The following is a 22,735-nucleotide window of genomic DNA, read 5'->3' on the forward strand; positions in this document are numbered from 1 at the left end:
TCAACGTGTTAGCGTGATGTTTTATGACGTATGTCAGCTATTTTTTTGTAGAATCCTTGTTCTCGGTCTCGAGACCGATGCAAAGTTCAATCGGCCGTCCCTTTATAAGCTATCTTTCATTAGATATACTAAGTAGCAATAAGACATTCTGAAGCACTGGCAGGGAGTTGAAAAAATTGAATGGGAGCTTTTTAAACCGGTTATTATCGGGTCTCGTCATTATCTCAATTGGCGTGGTCTTCCTATTAAGACAATTGGACGTAATTCAATTTGATATTAGTATTGGCGAGATCATCTCTAATTATTGGCCTGTCGTTCTGCTCTGGATTGGTCTGCATGGACTTGTTGCCGGACGTCACGGCTCCGGTTCAGGCTGGTGGTCAGGGATGATGATTCTTATCGGATTTGTATTTCTTGGTCATAACCTGGAATGGTTTTCCTGGTCGTTCGGTGACATTGTTTCATACGCATGGCCAATTATTATAATTTTGATCGGTCTCAACTTTTTACGCCGGCCGCGTCATCGTCATCATGAACCACCTCAATATGATGACGAGTGGAAATCGTACAATGCTGCTTATACGGATTACAAAGGAGACATTCCTTCCGCGCCGCCACTTCACCCGGATCCAACGAAGGTAGATGAAGAAGGAGCTCCGAATAACTCGGAAAACCAGAACAACCCGAGAGAGGCCTTTACGGATCCTAATGAGAGCGGTGGGCCAGAGCCTGATCTGAGAAGAGATTCTTATCATCATGGAAGGCGGCACCAAAGCTACAAGCATGAGCTGCGTCAGCAGATAAATGCGCAGAAGCACCATTTTAGAGCTCATAAGCAGCAGATGAAGGATCAATGGCGCAAGCAGCATCACTCCAAGCACGGCTCCTTTGAATATTGGAACAATGATCCCAATGCACAGTCGAGGTCGGGATTTATCGGGGATATTCATATCGGCCAGGATTATTGGGAGCTGAAGCCGCTAAATATTTCACATTTCATCGGTGATACCATTGTTGATCTGACGAAAGCACAAATACCATTTGGCGAGACGAAGATTTGTATCTCTTCTTTTATAGGGGATGTGAAGGTTTATGTCCCGAACGATTATGAAGTAGGCATACAAGTCATATCAAGTGCGTTTGCAGGGGATGTAAAGATTCTGGGTCAGAAGGAAGGCGGAATGTTCAAGAGCATTCACATTCATTCTCCTCATTACTCGGAAACCGATAAAAAAATCAAACTCGTCGTAAGCACGTTTGTCGGCGATGTTCGCGTTACGAAGGTGGGTTAATCATTATGATGGTTCGATTGTTCCGCGGCGGCAAATGGCAGCTGCTCACCATGTTTGTTGCCTCTTCGGTAACGGCGCTGCTGCTTGCGATTGTCGTATGGACAGGATTATCTAACGGTGGCGAAGTACAGACGGAAGTGCGCTACGGCGCTGCCTCCGTCTTTCTGCTTGTCAGTGCAGCCTTCGGTTATTGGACCGGCAGAGTTATACAACGACGAATTGATACGCTTCAGCTGGCTCTTAAGCAGGCGGTGAACGGAAACTTTGAGGTTCGGATTACGGAATCAGGAGACTTTTCTTTTTCTGAGCTGTATCGTGAGTTTAATGAGCTTGCGAGTTTGATGGAAAAGCGGATGAAGCGGCTCCAGATGACAGGGGAAGAGCAAGTGATGACCCAGACCGCTTCGAATGAAGCCGCTGTGCAGGAGGAAAGGAAACGTCTCGCAAGAGATCTGCATGATACCGTCAGCCAGCAGCTATTCGCGATGCACATGTGTGCTTCCTCGCTGCCGAAGCTTCAAGAAATCGATCAAGAACGTGCGGCATCAGTGCTCGATCAGCTGATTCAGATGTCAACACTTGCGCAAAAGCAGATGCGTATCTTTATTGCACAGCTTAGGCCAATGGAACTCGAAGGACGTACGCTGCATGAGGCACTGGATAAGTGGTTTCCTGATTATTGCCGGCAGAATGGGCTTCAGGGTGTCTTTGATTGGCGCCTGACAGATGCGTTAACTGAAGCGAAGGAGCATCAGTTATTCCTTATTGTCCAGGAAGCGATGGCGAACGTTGTTAAGCATTCCGGAGCGCAAAGCTGCTCACTGACTTTGACGGAGAATGAACGCCAAGTTGTACTAAGTCTGCAGGATGACGGGGCAGGTTTCCGGGCTGATCAAGTAAGACGCGGCTCTTATGGTCTATCAACGATGCAGGAACGAGCCCAGCAGTTAGGCGGGTTAGCTGAGATTCTGAGCAAGCCGGGAAGCGGCACGAGAGTGAAGGTAACGATACCAAAAATATGGCGGGGGAATGGTAACGATGAACGGGACTAATACGTTAAAAGTGATGATTGTGGATGACCATGATATGGTGAGAATTGGTCTTCGTACGTATTTGATGCTGGAGCCGAAATTTGAAGTCGTCGCTGAAGCTGGCAGCGGTCAGGCTGCTATTTCTATGCTGCAAGCGGGTATTCCTGCAGGCATTCCGGACCTTATCCTCATGGATTTGATGATGCCGGGAATGGATGGTATAGAGACGACACGCCAAATCATTGCGAAGTATCCCGATTTAAAGATCGTTATGCTTACGAGCTTCCTCGAGGATGATAAAGTATATGGGGCGATTGAAGCTGGAGCGGTCAGTTATGTCCTAAAGACAGTGTCAGCGGAGGAACTTATTTATGCGCTTCACGGTGCGGTTAAAGGCATGCCTGTCATGACAGCGGATGTCTCTCAGGCGCTCACGAGAGGGCTGCGCCAGCGTACCGCGCAATCAGGTGATGAGGATTTGACAGAGCGGGAGAAGGAAGTACTGCTCTTGATAGCCGAAGGCCGCTCGAATAAGGAAATCGGTGAGGAGCTTCATATAAGTATCAAGACGGTTAAGACCCATGTCAGCAATCTTCTAATGAAATGCGAGCTGGAAGACCGAACGCAGCTTGCAGTTCTTGCTCATCGTAAAGGATGGGCAAAGAACACATAAACGGCAGGATGACGGGACATATTATCCTTTAGCAGTTATTCAAAGCAAGTTATGCCAAAGGAGAGCTGAACTGTCATGATCCCACTTTCATCTACATTGGAAGCCCGTCAGCAAGCATTCACCGATTCCAGAGATTGGCTTGAGCAGCATCAATTCTCGCTCGGCGGCAACTGGGACTATATTAACGGATCCTTCGACCGGGCATTGGACAACGAGAATAAAGTATGGCTTCGTCTGCCTTTCCAAGTGACCAATGGCAGCGTAGTTGATGTGACCGCGGATACAAATGCGATTATCACACTAGGAACGCCTTATGTGCTAAGGCATGAATACCAGGAGGGCAATGATCCTGAAGCAAGCGCGCGTGTGGTAGGTGCACTATTTGATCAATTTCAAGCTCCTTCCAATCCTGATGCACATATTGATCCGCGATGGATTGATAAGGCAAAACAGGTGTTGGCAGAGGTTGAGAAGCTTTTCCCCCAATAAAATATGGCACGCCAAGCTCTCTATTGGAGAATGGAGAGTTTGGTAGAGTAATATGAAAAGTGCATAGAAATAACGTCGCTAGACGTTTTTTTTATGTTCGTTTTAATTCATTTTAAGTTTGTTTTAAGGTAGAATGTGCATGATAGGGATACAGGATTTAGAGAGCGCCGATGATTGAAAGATTCGGCTGCTTTATTGGAATAGATCAAGGAGGAGAACGGATATGGACGATCAGAACAAAAAATACGATGATTTCTTTCAAAATCGAGCTAATGGTGAAGAGAATGATCCGCGCGAAGAAGACAATACAGAATCGTCAGAAGGATCGGAAACGCCAAGCAAAACTTCCTACTACTATTCATATGGGCCTTTCAAATCTTCGGCTCAAGATGATAATGGGGCTTCGGTTCCTTCCAGATCTTCTAACTCTCCGCAGGAAGAGCGGACATATGAAGCTCCTTATTCGGCACAACCTGGTGATGAGCCTGAACTAGACCAGCAGCCGAATGTAGAAGTTACGCCGCCTGTACCAATGAGGCCTTTTACTTATAGTCAGCAATCTGGGAAAAGTGGTTGGCAGGCACGTGAACCACGTAAGAAAAGCCCTATTAAAGGATTGTTTGTGTCGTTCCTGGCCGGGGTTGTTGTAGTAGGTGGTTTGATGGGCGGATTAATGTACGCTGCTGATACGAATAATTGGTTTACTAGCAATTCCGTGTTCTCCTCCGAGCAGGCAAGTAGTGGTTCGAATGCCGGAACAGGAACAACAACCGGAACGACAAGTAATGGCGGTGCTTCTGTAGCAGCGGCAAGACCAGATAACTTCGGCAAGCTGTTCGAGACAGCAAGTCCTGCGGTCGTTAAGATCGAAACGTATGTGAAGCCTACTTCTCGCAACAGCAGTGGCAGCAGCGGTAGTATTTTGGATGATCCATTCTTCCGTCAATTCTTTGGTCAAGATGCACCGGATGCGACTCAACCGGAAGATAATAAAAGCGATGACAGCAGCCTGCAAGCTGCAGGTATCGGTACAGGCTTCTTCTTTGAATCAGATGGTTACATTCTGACGAACCAGCATGTAGTTGCAGATTCCGATAAAATCGAAGTAACTGTTCAGGGCTATGATAAGCCGTTTACCGCAGAATTGCTTGGCTCGAGCTTTGATCTTGACCTTGCTGTGCTGAAGGTTACAGGTGACAAAGCTTTCCCTACCCTTCCATTAGGCAGCTCGGATGATATCAACATCGGTGATTGGGTAGTTGCCATTGGTAACCCGTACGGCTTTGACCATACGGTAACGGTAGGCGTACTGAGTGCGAAGGAACGTCCAATTGATATTCAAGACACAGACGGCACTCGTGAATATAAACATTTGCTGCAGACGGATGCTTCCATTAATCCAGGTAATTCCGGCGGTCCGCTCCTGAACACTAATGGTGAAGTTGTGGGTATTAATACAGCAGTTAGCTCACAGGCTCAAGGTATCGGTTTTGCGATTCCAACAAGTACAATCCAAGAAGTTCTTGATACGCTGAAAAACAATAAAGAAGTACCAAAAGAGCCGGTTCCGTTCATCGGGGCAGAGCTTGGGGATGTAACAGATGCGATTGCGAAGCAGCTTGGCATGGCTAAAGCCCAAGGCTCGATCGTAAGCAACGTATACTACAATTCTCCAGCTTATCTAGCGGATCTGAAACAATTTGACGTTATCTTGGGTATTGACGGTAAAACGTATAGCAATACACAGGCGCTTATCGCTGAGATTCAAAAGCGTAAGGTTGGCGACAAAGCTGTATTGAACATTGTTCGTAAAGGTGAAAAGATGGATCTGACCGTCGAGATTGGCAACCGCAACGAATTTAACGCGGAGTAAGAAATAAGGTAAGCGCAGAGTAAGATAGACTCTGCGCTTCTTTTTTAGCAGATAAGTTATACAAGGGGAGAATGAAAATGAGACATCACATAATGGTTGTAGATGACGATGATAAGATTACTTCTTTATTAAGAAGAAGCTTGGCGTTCGAAGGCTATGAAGTCACGACTGCAAGTAATGGCATGGAAGGCTTGAAGATGCTTTTAACTGCGGATCCGGACATGCTGATTCTTGATGTGATGATGCCTCAAGTTGATGGCTGGGAAGTATGCCGGCGTGTTAGGGAAGGCGGCAGCACGGTGCCTATCCTTATGCTCACTGCGAAGGACGATATCTCGGACCGGGTAAAAGGACTGGATGCTGGAGCAGATGATTATTTGATCAAACCATTCGCACTGGAGGAACTGCTTGCCCGGGTCCGTGCTTTGCTGCGCCGTAAACCGGACAAGATCGACGAAGCGAACAGCAACAAGATTGTATTTGATGACTTGGCGCTGGATCTTGATTCCCGTGAAGCTATCCGTTCCGGCAGAAGAATTGAACTAACAGCGAAGGAGTATGACCTGCTGCTGTTATTTATGCAAAATCCACGCCGTGTACTTACGAGAGATGCCATTATGGAAAAGATTTGGGGCTACGACTTTAGCGGTGAGTCAAACGTGCTTGAAGTGTACATTGCTATGCTCCGTCAGAAGCTAGAGGAAGGCGGAGCCAAGCGTATTATTCAGACCGTTCGTGGTACCGGCTATGTATTGCGGGGAGAGGGTTGATTAACGGATGACGATCCGGCTTCGTCTAACTTTATGGTTTTCCGGCATCCTTGCGGTTGCATTGATCGTTTTATGTTTCTCAATTTATTTCTTTATTAATATGAATACGTACAGCGATACGAAAGATCAGTTGCGTGAACAGGCGCTCGATTATAATGTTTTAAAGTATGAGTACGGCTTGAATCAGATGGATCTTAATATTGAAAAAAAATCAATATTTGCAGATAAAGATTTTTATTTGCAGTTAGTAAATTATAAGGAAGGTGTCATTAAAGCCTCTGGAGAATTACAAAGCAGCGGTATTAAATATCCAATTCCAGAAGCGAAGACTAATCCTGGTTTCGGCTATGTAAAAGCTTATCTCAAGACCAATGAAGGCGAAGTTCCTTTCCTGATTTATCAGATGCCGATTTATAATAATACAAAAGACCATGAGTTGATTGGTCTGCTTCAGATTGGCACCGTTATCGTTAGCGAAGAGAAGTATCTGACAGGACTTCGATTCATTCTTATTATGTCTTCGCTCATTTGTTTGATTTTGGCCTTCACAATAGGGTTGTTCCTAGCAAGAAAGGCCTTGCAGCCAATTGAACGTGTTATCCGCACGACTGAGCAAATTCAAGTCGGCTCTGATCTTAGCGTTCGTATTCCTATAGAAGGGCCCAAGGATGAGATTGGCCGGCTTGTGTATACCCTGAACATTATGCTGTCTCGTATTGAAATCGCTTATAACGGTCTTGATGAATCGTACAAGGCGCAGCGGCGTTTTGTCTCGGATGCTTCTCATGAGCTACGCACCCCACTCACCACCATTAGAGGCAACATTGAACTGCTGCAGCGTATGTGGTCGAAGAAGCTTGAGGCTGGTGAAGTGGAAGATATTGTACTTGCGCTTGATTCAGAGAGATGGGAGCTTTCTAACGAGGCCATGCAGGACATCTCATCAGAAGCTAGGCGTATGTCCACGCTTGTTAATGATCTGCTTGCTTTAGCAAGAGCGGATGCAGGTTATGAAATGGAGAAGACGAACGTACAGATGATGCCTCTCGTAGAAGAGGTTGGACGTAGAGCAGGCTTACTTCCCCGCAATGCAGAATGGCGAATTGGCGATCTGTCGGCATTGGATGGCTATCAGGTATACGGGAATGCGGACTATTTGCAGCAGCTGTTGTTCATCTTTATTGAGAATGCGTTCAAATATACACCACACGGCTGGATTGAGATGACGGCAACCTGCAGAGAGAACCAGCTTGGCATCATTATTCGGGACACAGGTATTGGTATGAATCCGGAAGAAGTTCCACATATCTTTGACCGCTTCTACCGAGCGGATGAATCACGCGGAAAGACCGTAGGAACAGGGCTTGGTTTGTCCATTGCCAAATGGATTATTGATGAGCACCGAGGTTCAATTGAGGTGACAACGAGAGAGGAAGAAGGGTCCACGTTTATTATTTGGCTGCCAATAGACTTTTCCCCCCAGCCTGCTTCGATTATAATGGAAGGAACGGATCAAAACGAAGCCTAACGTTCGTTATAGAGAAAGCAGGTGCAACAGATGGAAATTGTTAAAATATCGCCGAGAGGTTATTGCTATGGCGTCGTAGATGCAATGGTGCTTGCTTTGCAAACAGCAAAAAACTTGGACCTCCCGCGTCCCATTTATATTCTTGGCATGATTGTTCATAATGCGCATGTTACCGATGCATTCGAGCAGGAAGGCGTTATTACGCTTGACGGCGAGAATCGTCTTGAAATTTTGGAGCAGATTGAGCAAGGGACTGTTATTTTTACCGCCCATGGTGTATCTCCGGAAGTACGGAACCGTGCCCGTGAGAAAGGTCTTACGATCGTAGATGCGACTTGTCCGGACGTGACAAAGACGCATGATCTAATTCGGGAAAAAGTGGCCGAGGACTATCATATTATTTATATCGGCAAGAAGGGTCATCCCGAGCCGGAAGGAGCTATTGGCGTAGCACCGGACCGTGTTCATCTGATTGAACGCGTTGAAGATATTGCGAAGCTTAATGTGCCCGAGGGCCGCATTATTATTACGAACCAGACGACGATGTCGCAATGGGATATTCGTCTGATCATTAGCAAGCTTATTGAGACGTATCCAAAGGCTGAGATCCATAACGAAATCTGCCTGGCTACGCAAGTACGGCAAGAAGCTGTCGCAGAACAAGCCGGAGCAGCACAGCTGTGTATCGTTGTTGGCGACCCGCGCAGTAATAACTCGAACCGTCTCGCACAAGTATCCGAGGAGATTGCCGGTGTAACAGCCTACCGTGTAGCCGACGTCTCGGAGATCAAGCAGGAGTGGCTTGTTGGTATCGAGCGTGTTGCTGTAACCTCTGGCGCTTCTACTCCTACACCGATTACAAAAGAAGTAATCGCCTACCTGGAGCAGTATGACAATGCTAACCCAGACACGTGGGAGATCAAACGTACGGTTAACAAAAACAAACTGCTTCCTACGATTCGTACTAAAACGGTCGCAGGCCCAGCAGAAGCTTAATAAACAGTTAGGGTACAACTAATGGGAGATGTCCTATGGTTGTGCCCTTTTGTTTGTTTTTAAGTGCCCTTTGAAGTTTCAAAGGCTAATYGCACAGAGTGCAACGGAGTAAGTGAATGTTCTGGAGAAGCGGAGCATTCGCCTTGGTGGTCGGATTCTAACCTTCGGGATACTTGTTCAAGGAATCCGACCAGCACAGCGATCGTAAGAATATTCACTTACGTAGTTGCATGTTTTCGAAGCAAATTTCTTGTTGACGAAAAGGGTACTCCTCGTGTATATTTACTTTAACAAGTAAAAGCATAAAAGCCAGAAAGCATAAAAGCCAGAAAGCATAAAAGCTAAGAAGCGTATAAGCGTTGAAGTGAAAAAGAGGAGAGATGAACATGATCGCAATTACTAATCAAAACATATCCGAAGAACGTATTCAGGAGATTGTCAATTATATTGAAAGATCCGGCGTGCAAGCCCATGTCTCAAGAGGTACAGACCGTACAGTAATCGGTATCATCGGTAAGGCAGAACCAACACTTGCTGAGCATCTGCGTCAGATGAAAGGCGTAGAGAACGTTATCAAAATTTCGAAGTCCTACAAACTTGCAAGCCGTGACTTCCATCCGGACGATACAATCATTGATATTAAAGGCGTTAAGATCGGCGGCGACAACCTGGTCATTATGGGCGGACCATGCGCTGTTGAATCACCGGAACAAATCGATGAAATTGCTCGTCTTGTGAAAGCGGCAGGCGGCCAGGTGCTGCGCGGTGGAGCGTTTAAGCCTCGTACAGGTCCATACAGCTTCCAAGGTGTAGGTGTTGAAGGCTTGATTATGATGGCGGAAGCGGGTAAAAGACATGGCCTGCTGACCATCACTGAGGTTATGACTCCAGAGTACGTTGATGTATGTGCGGAATATGCGGATATTCTCCAAGTTGGTACCCGCAATATGCAAAACTTCGATCTGCTTCGCAAGCTTGGAACGATTAAGACACCGGTATTGCTCAAACGTGGTTTCAGCTCAACTTATGACGAATTCCTGAATGCAGCAGAATACATTCTTGCCGGCGGAAATCCGAATGTTATGTTATGTGAACGCGGAATCCGAACGTTCGAGACTTACACAAGAAATACACTCGACTTATCGGCGATCCCAGTCCTGCAAGGGCTTAGCCATCTGCCTGTAATCTCGGATCCTAGCCACGGTACAGGCCGCCGCGAATTGGTAGAACCAATGTCGAAAGCATCTGTTGCAGCCGGAGCGAACGGATTAATCGTAGAAATGCATACCGATCCGGATAATTCGATGACAGGTGATGGCGTACAGTCCTTATTCCCGGATCAATTCGCTAATTTGTTAAAGGATTTAGAGAAACTAGCACCACTAGTAGGCAAGCAATTTAATACTTCGAAGGAGCCTGCAGAGGCCTTCGCAGAGTGGAAAATATAATCAATATGTAAATCGAAAAAGCCGAGAAGCCTTGATACACAAGGTGTCTCGGCTTTTGTGATCGAATGTAAAGCCTTAAATGTGAACAAATGTTTAAACTTGTAAGTATACCTCACATACGGATAAAAAATACCTTACATAAGTATTGACGATGCTAAACCGTAGTTTTATAATTACCTCATAGTTTGGAACGAAAATTGAACAATAACAGTTCAACACTAAGCAAATGTTCGGAAATGGAGGAAATATCTGATGTCAGTTCAAAAAGTTTTGGACAATATTAAAGAAAACAGCATTCAGTTTGTAGATTTCCGTTTCGTCGACCTCGCTGGTCGCGCGCACCACATTACACTTCCTTCGACAGAAGTTGACGCCGATACTTTCGTAAATGGTGTAGCTTTTGACGGCTCCTCGATCCCAGGTTTCCGTGGTATCGAAGAATCTGACATGGTAATGATGCCGGATACTGAAGCAGTATTCGTTGATCCTTTCACAGATCATCCTACACTGAACATTATGTGTAACATTCATACGCCTGATGGCGAACGTTATGAGCGCGACCCGCGCAGCATCGCTCAAAAAGCGGAAGAGTACCTGCAAACTACAGGCATCGGTACTACTGCATTCTTCGCTCCAGAGTCCGAGTTCTTCATCTTCGACGAGGTTCGTTACGAAAGCACAATGAATTCTTCTTCCTTCTACGTGGATTCCGAAGAAGCAGGCTGGAACACGAACCGTAAAGAAGAAGGCGGCAACCTTGGCTTTAAAGTTCCTGTAAAAGGCGGTTACGTTCCGGTAGCTCCTGTTGACCAACAACAAGACATCCGCAGCGAAATGGTTCGTCTGATGCAAGAAGTTGGCCTTCGCGTTGAGCGTCATCACCACGAAGTTGCAACTGCTGGTCAAGCAGAAATCAACTTCCGCTTTGATACACTGACGAAAACAGCTGACAACCTCATGCTGTACAAATATATCGTTCATAACACAGCTCGCCAATATGGTAAAGTGGCTACTTTCATGCCTAAACCATTGTTCGGTGACAACGGTTCTGGTATGCACGTGCATATGTCCATCTTCGATGGCGATGCTCCAATGTTCTTCGAGAAAGGCGCTTACGGCAACCTGAGCCCACTCGCTATGAACTACATCGGCGGTGTATTGTACCATGCTCCAGCATTGATCGCTTTGACGAACCCTTCGACAAACTCGTTCAAACGTCTGGTTCCTGGTTACGAAGCACCGGTTAACCTTGTATTCTCGAAAGGTAACCGTTCCGCTGCAGTACGTATTCCAATCGCATCGGTAACGCCAAAAGGCTGCCGTATCGAGTTCCGTACTCCGGACTCCACAGCTAACCCTTACCTGTGCTTCGCAGCTATGCTGCTTGCTGGTCTTGACGGCATCAAACGTAAACTGGATCCTGTTGCTTTGGGCTATGGTCCTTTCGACAAAAACATTTACGAATTGCCAGAAGAAGAGAAAAAAGAAATCCGCAGCGTACCTGGTACACTCGACGAAGCGCTTGACGCTCTTGAAGCGGATTCCGAATTCTTGACTGAAACAGGCGTATTCACGGAAGAGTTCATCGCTAACTATGTTGCCGTTAAACGTAACGAAGCTAAAGCGGTAGCAATCCGTATCCATCCACACGAGTACAGCCTTTACTTCGGCTGTTAATTCGAAACGCACTTATCCAAGCGGGCTCCCAATCGGGGGTCCGTTTTTTATTTGGTTAATTCAAGCTCAACAAGCGGCTCATACATAGGTCTTTCGCCCAACCGGGTACGATAGAGAGTAATGCGATTGACGTCGAAAGTTGTCTGATGCTGTAGAAAGGGGCTGGAGAGGCTTTGTAGCTTCTCGGGTGTACAAGTCTCATTGGCTGCATATTTCCTCGCTAACGTGACATGAGGACGATAGGGACGGGTTTCAGGAGTGAAACCGATGGCGGAATGAAGTGATTGGCCAAGCTTATTATGCAGCTGCAGGAGTGATTTGGGTATTTCTTTTAGACCAAGCCATAGTACTGACGGCTGATCCTTGCGGCCAAATATGTCTAAATTCGACAATTCAAGAGGGAATACATTAGACTCGGAAACGGCTTCAGTCATTGCTTGCTTAATGTCGGGAATTGTAGAAATAGAGGTGTCACCAATAAAATGAAGCGTAATGTGCAGATCGTGGGGATCTACCCATCGCTGAAATTTCAATTGGCCCCTCCATTCAGGCAAATGACTAACGATTTGCCCGGTAATGTTTGCTGGAATGGATATTGCGGTGAAAATCCGAATATTATCTACCATATTATTAATCTCCGTTCGACTTTTTGTCACTAACATGTTGTAAATGTACTTGAAGACAGCTCCTAAACTTGCTATCATAATCAGTATCATGTGAGATCATAAAAACTAAAGGTGGGTAACGGAAATGAAACGAGCCTATAATTTCAATGCAGGACCGGCCGCTTTGCCGCTTGAAGTGCTGCAGCAGGCACAGGAGCAATTTGTCGAATATCAGGGCGCAGGTATGTCCATCATGGAAATGTCGCACCGCAGCGCACTGTATGAGCAAGTGAATAACGAATCACAAGCACTCATGCGCGAATTGTTCGGTATTCCGGATAACTATCATGTCTTATTCCTTCAAGGGGGCGCAAGCCAGCAATTTGCAATGATTCCAATGAACCTGCTTCGTCCGGGTCGTCCCGGCGCTTATGTTAAGACCGGCGCTTGGGCTGATAAAGCACTGAAGGAAGCAAAATTCATTGGTGAGACTGTTATTGCAGCTTCGTCAGAAAACGACAAATATATGCGGATGCCAAATGTGAATGATTTCATTGTTCCCGATAATGCCGCTTACCTTCATATGACATCAAATGAAACAATCGGAGGCGTTCAATTCCAGGAGTTCCCGACGAACCTTGGCAATGTGCCGCTTGTAGCTGATATGTCGAGTGACATTTTGAGCCGTCCAATTGATATTAACAAGTTTGGTCTTATTTATGCGGGCGCGCAAAAAAACCTTGGTCCATCGGGTGTAACCGTAGTTATCGTTCGTGATGATCTGGTTCAAGACAGCCCGAAAGACATTCCGGCCATCTTCCGTTACGATACACATGCGAAGAACAGCTCGCTGTATAATACACCGCCATCCTTCTCGGTATATATGGTTAATCTGGTCCTGAAATGGATCAAATCAAACGGCGGAGTTGCTGCAATGGAGCAGCTCAATCGAGACAAAACGAAGCTGATCTACGATGCGATTGATCAAAGCAATGGCTTCTATATCGGATGTGCTCATCCGGACAGCCGCTCGCTAATGAACATTACCTTCCGTATCCAAAGCGAAGAGCTTGAGAAGCAATTCGTAAAAGAATCGGAACAAAACGGCTTTGTTGGCCTAAAGGGTCATCGCGATGTTGGCGGCTTGCGTGCTTCGACGTACAATGCGGTTCCGCATGAAAGCTGCAAAGCGCTTGCTGAATTTATGGCTGATTTCCAGCGCCGCAACGTTTAAGGATAAACAAAGACCGCCATTCCCAAGCAGGGAAGGCGGTCTTCATCTTTCATACAAGTTTATGCAAGGGAAGAATCGGCTATATTAGGGGCGTGCAGCTTGTAACCGACATTCCGGACCGTCATAATATATTCCGGTGTTCGTGCATTTTGCTCGATTTTATCACGCAGATGACTAATATGAACGTCAACGATCCGAGTATCGCCTAAGAAATGATAATCCCAGACGCCATGCAGCAATTGCTGTCGACTTAATACTTTACCTCTATGCTTACATAAGAAGAGAAGAAGCTCAAATTCTTTGGGTGTAAGTTCAATCGTTTTGCCATCAATGAGTACTTCGCGTTGTTCAGCCCGAACCGTTAATCTCCCAATGTCGAAAGCCGTCGATTCGGCTTGACTCGGAAGAGCTTGAATGCGGCGGAAGATTGCCTGGATACGCGAAATAAGTTCTTGTGGGCTAAACGGCTTCGTCATGTAATCGTCGGCACCGTTATCGAGTCCCGCGATTTTGTCTGTTACATCCTGCAAGGCTGTTAACATAACGATGGGTACAGCGTTGCTTTGCTTGCGCAGCTCACGGCATACTTGAATGCCATCCATCTTCGGAAGCATTAAGTCAAGTACGATCAGGTCAGGGCGGAACGGCTTCAGCATCTCAAATACAGCCTCACCATCGCTTACGCACCGGACATCATAGCCAGCGAGTTTTAAATTAAATTCGATAAGCATGGAGATGGAAGGCTCGTCATCGACGACCAAAATTTTCTTTTTCATCGTATCTATTCTCCTTTTGCCTCCTACATGATATCTCCATTATGAGTAGAGACGTTTATGAGGAGATTAAGGGTACGTTAAGCGTATGTAAAAATTGCCGCATTCGTGCGGGAACTTATTGAATCGTGTATAATGACATAGAATGTGAGGTAAACACAGTTATGACTTTTCATATTGTATTGGTTGAACCTGAAATTCCTGCAAACACGGGTAATATTGCAAGGACCTGCGCAGCTACAGGTGCCCATCTTCATCTTGTCCGTCCTCTTGGATTCCAGACCGATGACCGCACGCTGAAGCGGGCAGGACTGGATTATTGGCATGCCGTTCATGTTGAGTATCATGATTCATTCCAAGAACTGCTCGATGCGAATCCCGATGGACGATTCTTTTATGCCAGCACAAGAGCACGTAAAGTATATACGGAGTTTGAATTCCAGGATGGAGACTTCTTCGTATTTGGCAAGGAAACGAAAGGGCTGCCCCAAGAGTTGATTGAGGCTAACCTTGATACTTGTATGCGTATGCCAATGACAGGTGACGTCAGATCATTGAATTTGTCCAACTCGGCAGCGATTATTGTGTATGAGGCTTTGCGTCAGAATCAGTTCCCAGGAATGGACTGAATTAGCATGATATTAAGGATTATCCCTCAATGGGGAGGAATTCAGGTTCACCCATCGAAAGTCTATTGTGCAAAGGTTTCACAGGATAGCTTGCAAAACTAGACATAAAGAGGTGAAAATGATGAAACCAGCAGGTGTGGTTAGAAAGGTGGACCAACTCGGACGTATTGTCCTTCCTAAATCACTGCGTAAACGGTATCAAATGAATGAAGGTGATCCTGTAGAGATCTTAGTACAGGGCGACCATATTATTTTGGAACGTTACCGTCCAAGATGTGTTTTCTGCGGATCGATGGAACAAGTGAAAGATTTCAAGGACCGTTATTTATGCGAACAATGCATGAGTGAGATGGGACAGCTTCACAACCGTTAATCAGCAATTATCCATAGCGCTATTAGTAAGCCCTCACATAACCATTATTCGGAACAAAAAAATGAAGCTTCTCCTAAAATGTTTAGGAGAAGCTTCATTTTTTTGCCTGCTTAGAGGCCTTTGGTCTTGTCGTCGTTGTAGGAAGACGTCAAGATCGCAGTCAGGAACAAAATAAAGACTGTCATGACAATAACGAAAGTTGTAGACATTATGTTGACACCTCCGATAAGCTAGTTTCATTATACCCAAGGTTTAGGAAAAAGAAAACGTGTAAAGTTAGTTTTATTGCATGGAATGTTTTTATTATGCGACAATAAACTCATGAAAAATCATGGCTTTTAATACGGGAGGAGACGGAAAAAATGGAATTTCGGTTTGCATCAAGAATGACCCAGGTGAAATCATCGGTTGTCAGGGATATTTTGAAGCTGACGCAAGGCTCCGATATCGTTTCTTTCGCAGGTGGATTGCCGGCTGAGGAGCTCTTTCCTGTACAGGCGGTACGGGAAGCAGCAGACCGTGCAATCTCCGCGGGTACTAGTGCGCTGCAATATGGTCTGACGGAAGGCTACTTGCCTCTTCGGGAGCAGCTCTGCGTTCGTATGGCTCAGAAGGGGATGAATGTGCAGCCAGAGGAGATGATTATTACAACCGGATCTCAGCAAGCCATCAGCCTCCTGGTACAAGTGCTGACAGAGCCCGGCGATACGGTGCTTGTAGAGCGTCCAACTTATTTGGCCTGCCTGCAAGTATTTGAACTGCATGGACTGAAGGTTGTTGCTGCTGAAAGCGATGAGCATGGCATGATTCCGGAGGACGTTGAGCGGCTAGTTCGTCTACATAAGCCCAAATTTATGTACGCTGTACCGACATTCGGCAATCCAACGGGAAATGTATGGAGCCTGGAAAGAAGACAAAAGCTGCTTCAAATTTGCGTAAGTCATCAAGTGCCTATTATTGAGGATGATCCATACGGTGAACTGAAATATGATAAGAATGCGGCTTATCCGACGCTCTTTGCTTTAGATCAGGAGCAGGGCAGCGGTGTGGTTATATATACTAGCACCTTCTCGAAAACAGTGGCTCCTGCGCTTCGTACAGGTTGGGCGATTGGTGATACCCGTGTCATTAAAATGCTGGCAAAAGCAAAGCAAGCGGCTGACTTGCAGTCCAGTACAATGGACCAGCAAATTTTAAGCCAGCTGCTGGCTCATTTCCCACTTGATGATCATATTCGGGTCATCTCGGAATCGTATGGAGAGCGGATGCGTGAGATGCAGAGCCTGCTGAGAGCGCAAAAGATTGCTGGACTTAATTGGATTGAGCCCAAAGGCGGCATGTTCCTCTGGGTGGAGCTCCCGGAAGGGCTTGATACGGAAGCTCTGCTGAAGGTAGCCGTATCGAAGGGCGTAGCCTTCGTGCCTGGAAGTGCTTTCTATGCCTATGATCCGAAGCGGAACTCCGCCAGACTCAATTTTACACATAATAAAGGAATAAAGACTGTGCAGGGCGTCGAACGTTTGGCGGATGCAATTCGCGAGTTTACGGTGAGGAGCTAATTCTCTGTTAATAACATTTTTGTAACTTTGGTCCGTTTTGAACCTTTTGTTTTAGGTTCTTTTGGCGTTTTTGCAGCTTTAGCAGCTTTGGGTTCAGGTGCTGGCGGAAGCGCAAACGTCTCCGTCCACTCGGCTATAACTTCGGCGTATTCGGTTAATGCTGCGGCACCGCTTGGGGTCAATTGATATTGGCCGCGCCCGACCTTCTCGAACCAGCCGTAATAATTGCTGCGAAGCATTGACGGACTTTGTGGATTGCTGGTCAGCGCAGTGAGCTGGCTTGGTGACAAGATCCCGGCTTGCTGCAGGGCGTAAGCGCCGCGAAGAGCCTTCTCTCGATAAGCGGTTACCAGCTTGCGCCCTGTGCTGCCACCGACATTGTAATCGCCGCTGCGTTCGCGGAATTCCTTAAGCAGGCGCGCCTGACGAGTTCTTCGAATGCCCCGCTTTGGCATCTCACCTGGCTCGCAGAGCATCTCAATGACAGGTGCTTTCGTCTTGAAGAAGGTAACGGTCATAAGGCCGAGGCCAAGCATCCGGCACAGCTCGGTAATATCGCTGAAGCGCTGATTATGCGATCCGCTTTTCTTCCTATTGCGCTCAATAGCGAGCACAACATGATCATTTATACGTAAGCGTTCAATCCCTTGCAGCAAAAGTGCAAGATTGAACGTTTTTTTCATTTCGACAACAACCGCCTCGCTGCCATCTGGCTTTATCGCGACGAGATCGCAGTGAAGAACCTCGCTTTTTACCGTAAAACCAAGCTTTTCGTAGTGTCTCTTGATGGGGCTGTACAGCTCCTCTTCCTTATTAACAGCCATGTTAATCCCCTCTTTCTCCCATTATTATAACAAAGGATTGTTCATGCTTGTCGCAAAATGCTGGATTGCCGACTAAAATAGTGGTCAATTTCCTACATAACTAAGCATAGGAATGTAATACTTCACTAAAAAAGTTGGTCCACTCGATCAATGATGTAGAGATAATCCCGGGCGGAATGAAAATTGCGGATTGCGGAAGCGATGGGAGGAGGCACGGCATGGACATTTTCAAGCGGATATCGGAGTATCAGACAGAGAGTGAAAAACTTGCGTGGACTGGATCTTTTAGAGAATACATTGAGTTGTTAAGAGAGGACCCTTCCCCGGCCATGACTGCGCATGCGCGCGTCTATGAAATGATTGAATCATTTGGCGTGGAGGAAAATAGTGGAGGTAAACGCTACAAATTTTTCGAACAGGAGATCTTTGGTCTTGATCGTGCAGTGGAGAAGCTAGTGGAGGAGTATTTCCATTCTGCAGCCAGAAGGCTCGACGTTCGTAAACGGATTCTACTTTTGATGGGCCCCGTCAGCGGTGGTAAATCAACAATTGTTACGATGCTCAAGAAAGGGCTGGAGCGTTTCTCCAGAACGGAGAGGGGAGCTACTTATGCGATTAAGGGCTGCCCGATGCATGAAGATCCACTTCATTTAATCCCACATGAGCTTCGTCCTGAGATTGAGAAGGAGCTTGGTGTACGGATTGAAGGTAATTTATGCCCGTCCTGCCAGATGAGGCTTCGCGTGGAATACGATAGCGATATTGAGAATGTACTTGTTGAGAGGGTGCTTATATCGGAGGAGAATCGGGTAGGTATCGGTACATTCAGCCCATCCGATCCGAAATCACAGGATATTGCTGACCTTACCGGCAGCATCGATTTCTCGACGATTACCGAATTTGGATCGGAATCCGATCCCAGGGCTTACCGGTTCGACGGCGAGCTTAATAAAGCAAACCGGGGCTTAATGGAGTTCCAGGAAATGCTGAAATGCGATGAGAAGTTCCTATGGAACCTGTTATCGCTGACGCAAGAGGGGAACTTCAAAGCAGGACGGTTCGCGTTAATATCGGCCGATGAGCTCATCATTGCCCATACGAATGAATCCGAGTACAAATCGTTTATCAGCAACAAAAAGAACGAGGCGCTGCAATCCCGTATGATTGTTATGCCAATTCCATACAACCTCAAAGTATCAGAGGAAGAGAAGATTTATACGAAATTAATCGGCCAAAGTGATATGAAGCATATTCATATTTCACCGCATTCCCTGAAGTCGGCAGCAATCTTCTCCATACTTACCCGTTTGAAGGAAACAAAGAAGCAGGGCATGGATCTTGTGAAGAAAATGCGCATGTATGATGGAGAAGAGGTTGAAGGATTTAAAGAAGCCGATCTGAAGGAAATGCAAAATGAGTACATTGAGGAAGGCATGTCTGGCATTGACCCGCGTTATGTTATTAACCGGATCTCCAGTGCGCTCATCAAGCAGGATATGTCTTGTATCAATGCACTCGACGTGCTGCGTGCTCTGAAGGACGGACTTGATCAGCATCCTTCCATTACGAAGGAGGAGCGGGAGAGGTACCTGAACTTTATCTCCGTAGCGCGCAAAGAGTATGATGGATTAGCGAAGAAGGAAATTCAGAAGGCCTTCGTTTATTCCTTCGAGGAATCTGCCCGTACGTTGTTCGAGAATTATCTCGACAACATCGAGTCCTATTGCAACTGGTCCAAAATTAAAGATCCACTCACTGGTGAAGAGATGGATCCGGATGAGCGTCTGATGAGATCCATCGAAGAGCAAATCGGTGTATCTGAAAATGCGAAAAAGGCTTTCCGCGAGGAAATATTAATCCGTATCTCTTCCTATTCACGGAAAGGCAAAAAGTTCGATTTCACAAGTCACGAAAGGCTGCGTGAGGCGGTTGAGAAGAAACTGTTCACCGACCTGAAGGATATTGTGAAGATTACGACATCCACCAAAACACCGGATGAAAGCCAGTTGAAGCGTATTAATGAAGTGACGAAACGATTAATTGATGAGCATGGTTATTGCCCGGTATGTGCCAATGAGCTGCTGCGGTATGTCGGAAGTCTTCTGAATCGTTAAAATAACAAGCCCGGATTGAAAGCCTGCGGACCTGAAGTGTCCGCAGGCTTTTCTTGTCATGAAGAATACAAGATTGCATTCAGGTGGATTCCATATTTTCCGATATAATCTATATAAGATGAAAGGAGTTAAGACCTATGATTCAAGTCTCAGAAGAACGCCGTAAACAGCTTGCGTATACTCGTATTACAGAAGAGGATTTGAAGCGGCTCGCGGATTGCCGTCCAATCTTCGAGCAGGTGGTCGAAGAAGTCGTTGAGCGTTTCTACGACAGTATCGGCGAGCAGCCACATCTCATGCAAATTATCTCAAACGTAAGTAATATTGAGCGGCTTAAACAGACCCAACGCGGCTATTGGCTTTCGCTGGCTTCAGGTGTCATCGATCAAGCTTACATTGAGAACCGCATTACTGTAGGACTTGTCCATTCTCGAATTGGACTTACGACCGATTGGTATTTGGGAACTTATATGACATATCTCGACATTGCTACAGTAGTTCTGCAGCGCACGATTCCGGACAAATGGACGGCCATTGTACATTCCCTTTCCAAGATGTTTAACCTTGATTCACAGCTGGTGCTTGAAGCTTATAACCGTGCAGAGCAGGCTCTTATTCAAGATTTGGCTGATCAAAAATCAGTTATGCTGACTACAATCACGGAATCGGTTCAACAGTTGGCAGGTTTAATGACCGAGCTTGATCAAGGTGCGCAATCGATTGCTGAAGCAGCTGTATCCACTTCTCAATCGCAGGATCGGTCGCATGAGCTGCTTGGCGATCTCGAAGAAGAGCTTGTCGGCATAACGGAGATGGGTCTCTTAATCCGTGGGATCGCAGACCAGACACATCTTCTTGGGCTTAATGCTGCGATTGAAGCGGCACGGGCAGGGGAGATGGGCCGAGGATTCGAGGTTGTTGCAAACGAGGTTAGAAAGCTGGCAGCTTCCTCACGTTCTGCCCTAGAGACGATTCAAACGAATTTGGATGAGATTCAGAAGAAGGTTCATCTGGTTCAATTGGAATCCGAGAAAACATCAGTGGAAGCACGTAATCAGGCGGCAAGGTCACAGGAGCTTGCGGTATTTGTACAAACCGTCGATTCCGTTACAAAAGATTTACGGCAATTGAATACATAACAAGAGAATAGGCATATGATATAAAGCAGGGTTTCTTCGCCAGCGCAGAAGCCCTGCTTTCGTGCTATATAAGTTGACATGAAAATCCAAATCTTGTATGATAAATCTAACAAAAAATGACTTTAATTAAGGATATTAAGTATTTTCATGTAAGATAAATTAACAAGTAGGTGGCAAGCCAACTTTGGTAGTCATCATCGCAGGCATCAAGAAGGTGCTGCACCATCATGGAGGAGGCGGTTGGCATGTCGACGGCCAAACAGTCGCAATCGCATTATTACGATTCGCAATCATTTTACGATGAAATGTTCGAGAAAGACTTTTCGGTTCGTCCCCATTATGAGAATATCCATAGGTTGTTCACGAGAATGAAGCCGTCGGAGCTCACGATGAGACAACATGCCCTTAATCAACGCATGATGGAAGAAGGTATCACCTTTACGCTTTATAGTCCAAACCAAAGCGAGCCGCTTGAAAGAACAATACCCTTTGATTACATTCCTCGCGTTATCCCCAAGCATGAATGGGAAGCCGTTGACCGCGGCGTCCGTCAACGGACCAAAGCGCTCAATATGTTCATCCACGATATTTATCATAACCAGCGCATTGTATCCGACGGAGTCATCCCTAGACGAATGATTATATCCAACATATATTTTCGTCCAGAAATGATGGGGTTAGACGTTCCAGGAGGCGTTTATATTACGTCCTCCGGCATAGATTTAATTAGAGACGAGAAAGGCCGTTATTTTGTCCTCGAGGATAATCTCCGCTCGCCTTCTGGTTTCTCTTACTTATTCAAAGGCCGTACTATGATGAGTGAGCTGTTTCATGATCTATACTTGTCCTCTTCCGTCCAAAGTATTGAACGCAGCTTGAACTATTTCCTGAGCTCACTTCGATCACTTGCGCCAAACGGCAAGAAGGACCCGTTAATTGCACTGCTTACTCCCGGCGCCTACAACTCGGCTTATTATGAGCATACCTTCCTCGCACAGCAGCTCGGCATTCATTTGGTGGAAGGCCGTGATCTCGTCTATAAGGATCACAAAATCTATTTGCGCGATATGAGGGGACTACGCCAAGTTGACGTCATTTATCGCCGGATTGACGACGATTTTCTTGACCCGCTTGCTTTCCAGCCGGATACGCTGTTAGGCGTTCCAGGTCTGATGAATGCTTACCGGGCAGGCAATATCGCTATCGCGAATGCGCCAGGTACCGGTGTTGCCGACGATAAGGCAGTTTATGCTTACGTTCCGGATATGATTCGTTATTATCTCGGAGAAGAGCCAATTCTGCATAACGTGCCTACGTATCTTTTATCCCGCAAGGATGAGCGTGACTACGTTCTGGATCACCTGGATCAGCTTGTGGTGAAGGAGACCTCTCTCTCCGGTGGATACGGTATGCTGATTGGTCCTGCTGCTACACCAAAGGAAATAAAAGAGTTTGCCGAGGAGATCAAAAAAGACCCTAGCCGCTATATTGCACAGACGACTATGAAGCTGTCACGTGCGCCGGTTATGGTGGATGGCGCAATGGCGCCGCGCCATATTGATTTGCGGGCATTTGCTCTGATGGGTGAAGAGTCAACGCATGTTATTCCAGGCGGTTTAACTCGTGTTGCGTTAAGAGAGGGCTCACTTGTGGTCAACTCATCGCAAGGCGGAGGAGTTAAAGATACATGGGTGTTAAATCGTTAAAA

20 protein-coding genes are annotated in these 22,735 nt (G+C 46.3%); 17 read left to right on the forward strand and 3 right to left on the reverse strand.

The annotated features are described in order from the left end of the window. Window positions 1–176: 176 nt before the first annotated feature. From liaF to glnA, 10 genes are all read left to right on the forward strand, one after another. Window positions 177–1,292, forward strand: a complete 1,116-nt coding sequence (gene liaF, locus AB4Y93_RS08825; RefSeq protein ID WP_441890985.1) for a cell wall-active antibiotics response protein LiaF — start codon at window positions 177–179, stop codon at window positions 1,290–1,292. A 5-nt stretch (window positions 1,293–1,297) separates the two neighbouring features. After that, entirely contained in the window at window positions 1,298–2,344 is a 1,047-nt protein-coding gene (locus tag AB4Y93_RS08830) for a histidine kinase (RefSeq protein ID WP_441890987.1), read from the forward strand. After that, entirely contained in the window at window positions 2,331–2,996 is a 666-nt protein-coding gene (locus tag AB4Y93_RS08835; RefSeq protein WP_441890989.1) for a response regulator, read from the forward strand. The genes AB4Y93_RS08830 and AB4Y93_RS08835 overlap by 14 nt, the downstream gene beginning before the upstream one ends. A gap of 75 nt (window positions 2,997–3,071) precedes the next feature. Next, window positions 3,072–3,485 carry a YugN-like family protein gene (locus AB4Y93_RS08840; RefSeq protein WP_441890991.1) on the forward strand — a complete coding sequence of 138 codons (414 nt, stop codon included), beginning with the start codon at window positions 3,072–3,074 and terminating at the stop codon, window positions 3,483–3,485. Window positions 3,486–3,708: 223 nt separating this feature from the next. After that, the gene (locus AB4Y93_RS08845; RefSeq protein ID WP_441890993.1) at window positions 3,709–5,358 is read left to right on the forward strand and encodes a S1C family serine protease; all 1,650 of its coding nucleotides are present in this window, start codon (window positions 3,709–3,711) and stop codon (window positions 5,356–5,358) included. A gap of 77 nt (window positions 5,359–5,435) precedes the next feature. Then, a complete protein-coding gene (locus AB4Y93_RS08850) occupies window positions 5,436–6,128 on the forward strand; it encodes a response regulator transcription factor (RefSeq protein ID WP_167280433.1) in 693 nt (230 codons plus the stop codon). A 7-nt stretch (window positions 6,129–6,135) separates the two neighbouring features. Then, window positions 6,136–7,656, forward strand: a complete 1,521-nt coding sequence (locus AB4Y93_RS08855) for a sensor histidine kinase (RefSeq protein WP_441890996.1) — start codon at window positions 6,136–6,138, stop codon at window positions 7,654–7,656. Window positions 7,657–7,686: 30 nt separating this feature from the next. After that, window positions 7,687–8,652 (forward strand): 4-hydroxy-3-methylbut-2-enyl diphosphate reductase, encoded by a 966-nt coding sequence (locus tag AB4Y93_RS08860; RefSeq protein WP_441890998.1) that lies wholly within the window; start codon window positions 7,687–7,689, stop codon window positions 8,650–8,652. Between the two features lie 386 nt (window positions 8,653–9,038). Then, window positions 9,039–10,100: a 3-deoxy-7-phosphoheptulonate synthase gene (gene aroF, locus AB4Y93_RS08865; RefSeq protein ID WP_441891000.1), complete on the forward strand. Its 1,062-nt coding sequence runs from the start codon at window positions 9,039–9,041 to the stop codon at window positions 10,098–10,100. Between the two features lie 252 nt (window positions 10,101–10,352). Continuing rightward, window positions 10,353–11,777 (forward strand): type I glutamate--ammonia ligase, encoded by a 1,425-nt coding sequence (gene glnA / locus AB4Y93_RS08870; RefSeq protein ID WP_441891002.1) that lies wholly within the window; start codon window positions 10,353–10,355, stop codon window positions 11,775–11,777. Between the two features lie 47 nt (window positions 11,778–11,824). Here the strand turns inward: glnA and thpR are convergent, their stop codons facing one another. Continuing rightward, window positions 11,825–12,403 (reverse strand): RNA 2',3'-cyclic phosphodiesterase, encoded by a 579-nt coding sequence (gene thpR / locus AB4Y93_RS08875; RefSeq protein WP_441891004.1) that lies wholly within the window; start codon window positions 12,401–12,403, stop codon window positions 11,825–11,827. Window positions 12,404–12,527: 124 nt separating this feature from the next. Here thpR and serC point away from each other — a divergent pair, with 124 nt between their 5' ends. Further along, window positions 12,528–13,616, forward strand: coding sequence for a 3-phosphoserine/phosphohydroxythreonine transaminase (serC, locus tag AB4Y93_RS08880; RefSeq protein WP_441891006.1), 1,089 nt, complete (start codon window positions 12,528–12,530; stop codon window positions 13,614–13,616). Window positions 13,617–13,675: 59 nt separating this feature from the next. Here the strand turns inward: serC and AB4Y93_RS08885 are convergent, their stop codons facing one another. Continuing rightward, complete coding sequence (locus AB4Y93_RS08885; protein WP_441891008.1) at window positions 13,676–14,392, reverse strand: response regulator; 717 nt, start codon at window positions 14,390–14,392, stop codon at window positions 13,676–13,678. A 161-nt stretch (window positions 14,393–14,553) separates the two neighbouring features. On the opposite strand from AB4Y93_RS08885, the gene trmL reads away from it, so the two are divergent. The 3 genes from trmL to AB4Y93_RS08900 all read left to right on the forward strand — a co-directional run bounded on the left by trmL (window position 14,554) and on the right by AB4Y93_RS08900 (window position 16,950). Further along, window positions 14,554–15,018, forward strand: a complete 465-nt coding sequence (gene trmL / locus AB4Y93_RS08890; RefSeq protein WP_441891010.1) for a tRNA (uridine(34)/cytosine(34)/5-carboxymethylaminomethyluridine(34)-2'-O)-methyltransferase TrmL — start codon at window positions 14,554–14,556, stop codon at window positions 15,016–15,018. A gap of 121 nt (window positions 15,019–15,139) precedes the next feature. Further along, window positions 15,140–15,391 carry an AbrB/MazE/SpoVT family DNA-binding domain-containing protein gene (locus tag AB4Y93_RS08895; protein ID WP_167280573.1) on the forward strand — a complete coding sequence of 84 codons (252 nt, stop codon included), beginning with the start codon at window positions 15,140–15,142 and terminating at the stop codon, window positions 15,389–15,391. A 362-nt stretch (window positions 15,392–15,753) separates the two neighbouring features. After that, window positions 15,754–16,950 carry an aminotransferase-like domain-containing protein gene (locus AB4Y93_RS08900; RefSeq protein WP_441891012.1) on the forward strand — a complete coding sequence of 399 codons (1,197 nt, stop codon included), beginning with the start codon at window positions 15,754–15,756 and terminating at the stop codon, window positions 16,948–16,950. Here the strand turns inward: AB4Y93_RS08900 and AB4Y93_RS08905 are convergent. Then, entirely contained in the window at window positions 16,947–17,774 is an 828-nt protein-coding gene (locus AB4Y93_RS08905) for a DUF2161 domain-containing phosphodiesterase (protein ID WP_441891014.1), read from the reverse strand. The two genes, AB4Y93_RS08900 and AB4Y93_RS08905, sit on opposite strands and share 4 nt — an antisense overlap. Window positions 17,775–17,992: 218 nt before the next feature. Here AB4Y93_RS08905 and AB4Y93_RS08910 point away from each other — a divergent pair, with 218 nt between their 5' ends. From AB4Y93_RS08910 to AB4Y93_RS08920, 3 genes are all read left to right on the forward strand, one after another. Then, window positions 17,993–19,888 carry a PrkA family serine protein kinase gene (locus tag AB4Y93_RS08910; RefSeq protein ID WP_167280422.1) on the forward strand — a complete coding sequence of 632 codons (1,896 nt, stop codon included), beginning with the start codon at window positions 17,993–17,995 and terminating at the stop codon, window positions 19,886–19,888. 137 nt (window positions 19,889–20,025) lie between these two features. Next, window positions 20,026–21,027: a protoglobin domain-containing protein gene (locus tag AB4Y93_RS08915; protein WP_441891017.1), complete on the forward strand. Its 1,002-nt coding sequence runs from the start codon at window positions 20,026–20,028 to the stop codon at window positions 21,025–21,027. 245 nt (window positions 21,028–21,272) lie between these two features. Further along, window positions 21,273–22,733, forward strand: coding sequence for a circularly permuted type 2 ATP-grasp protein (locus AB4Y93_RS08920; RefSeq protein ID WP_441891019.1), 1,461 nt, complete (start codon window positions 21,273–21,275; stop codon window positions 22,731–22,733). Window positions 22,734–22,735 lie beyond the last annotated feature (2 nt).

Origin of the sequence: Paenibacillus sp. YAF4_2 (genome assembly GCF_052113225.1) — a bacterium.
GTDB lineage: Bacteria > Bacillota > Bacilli > Paenibacillales > Paenibacillaceae > Pristimantibacillus.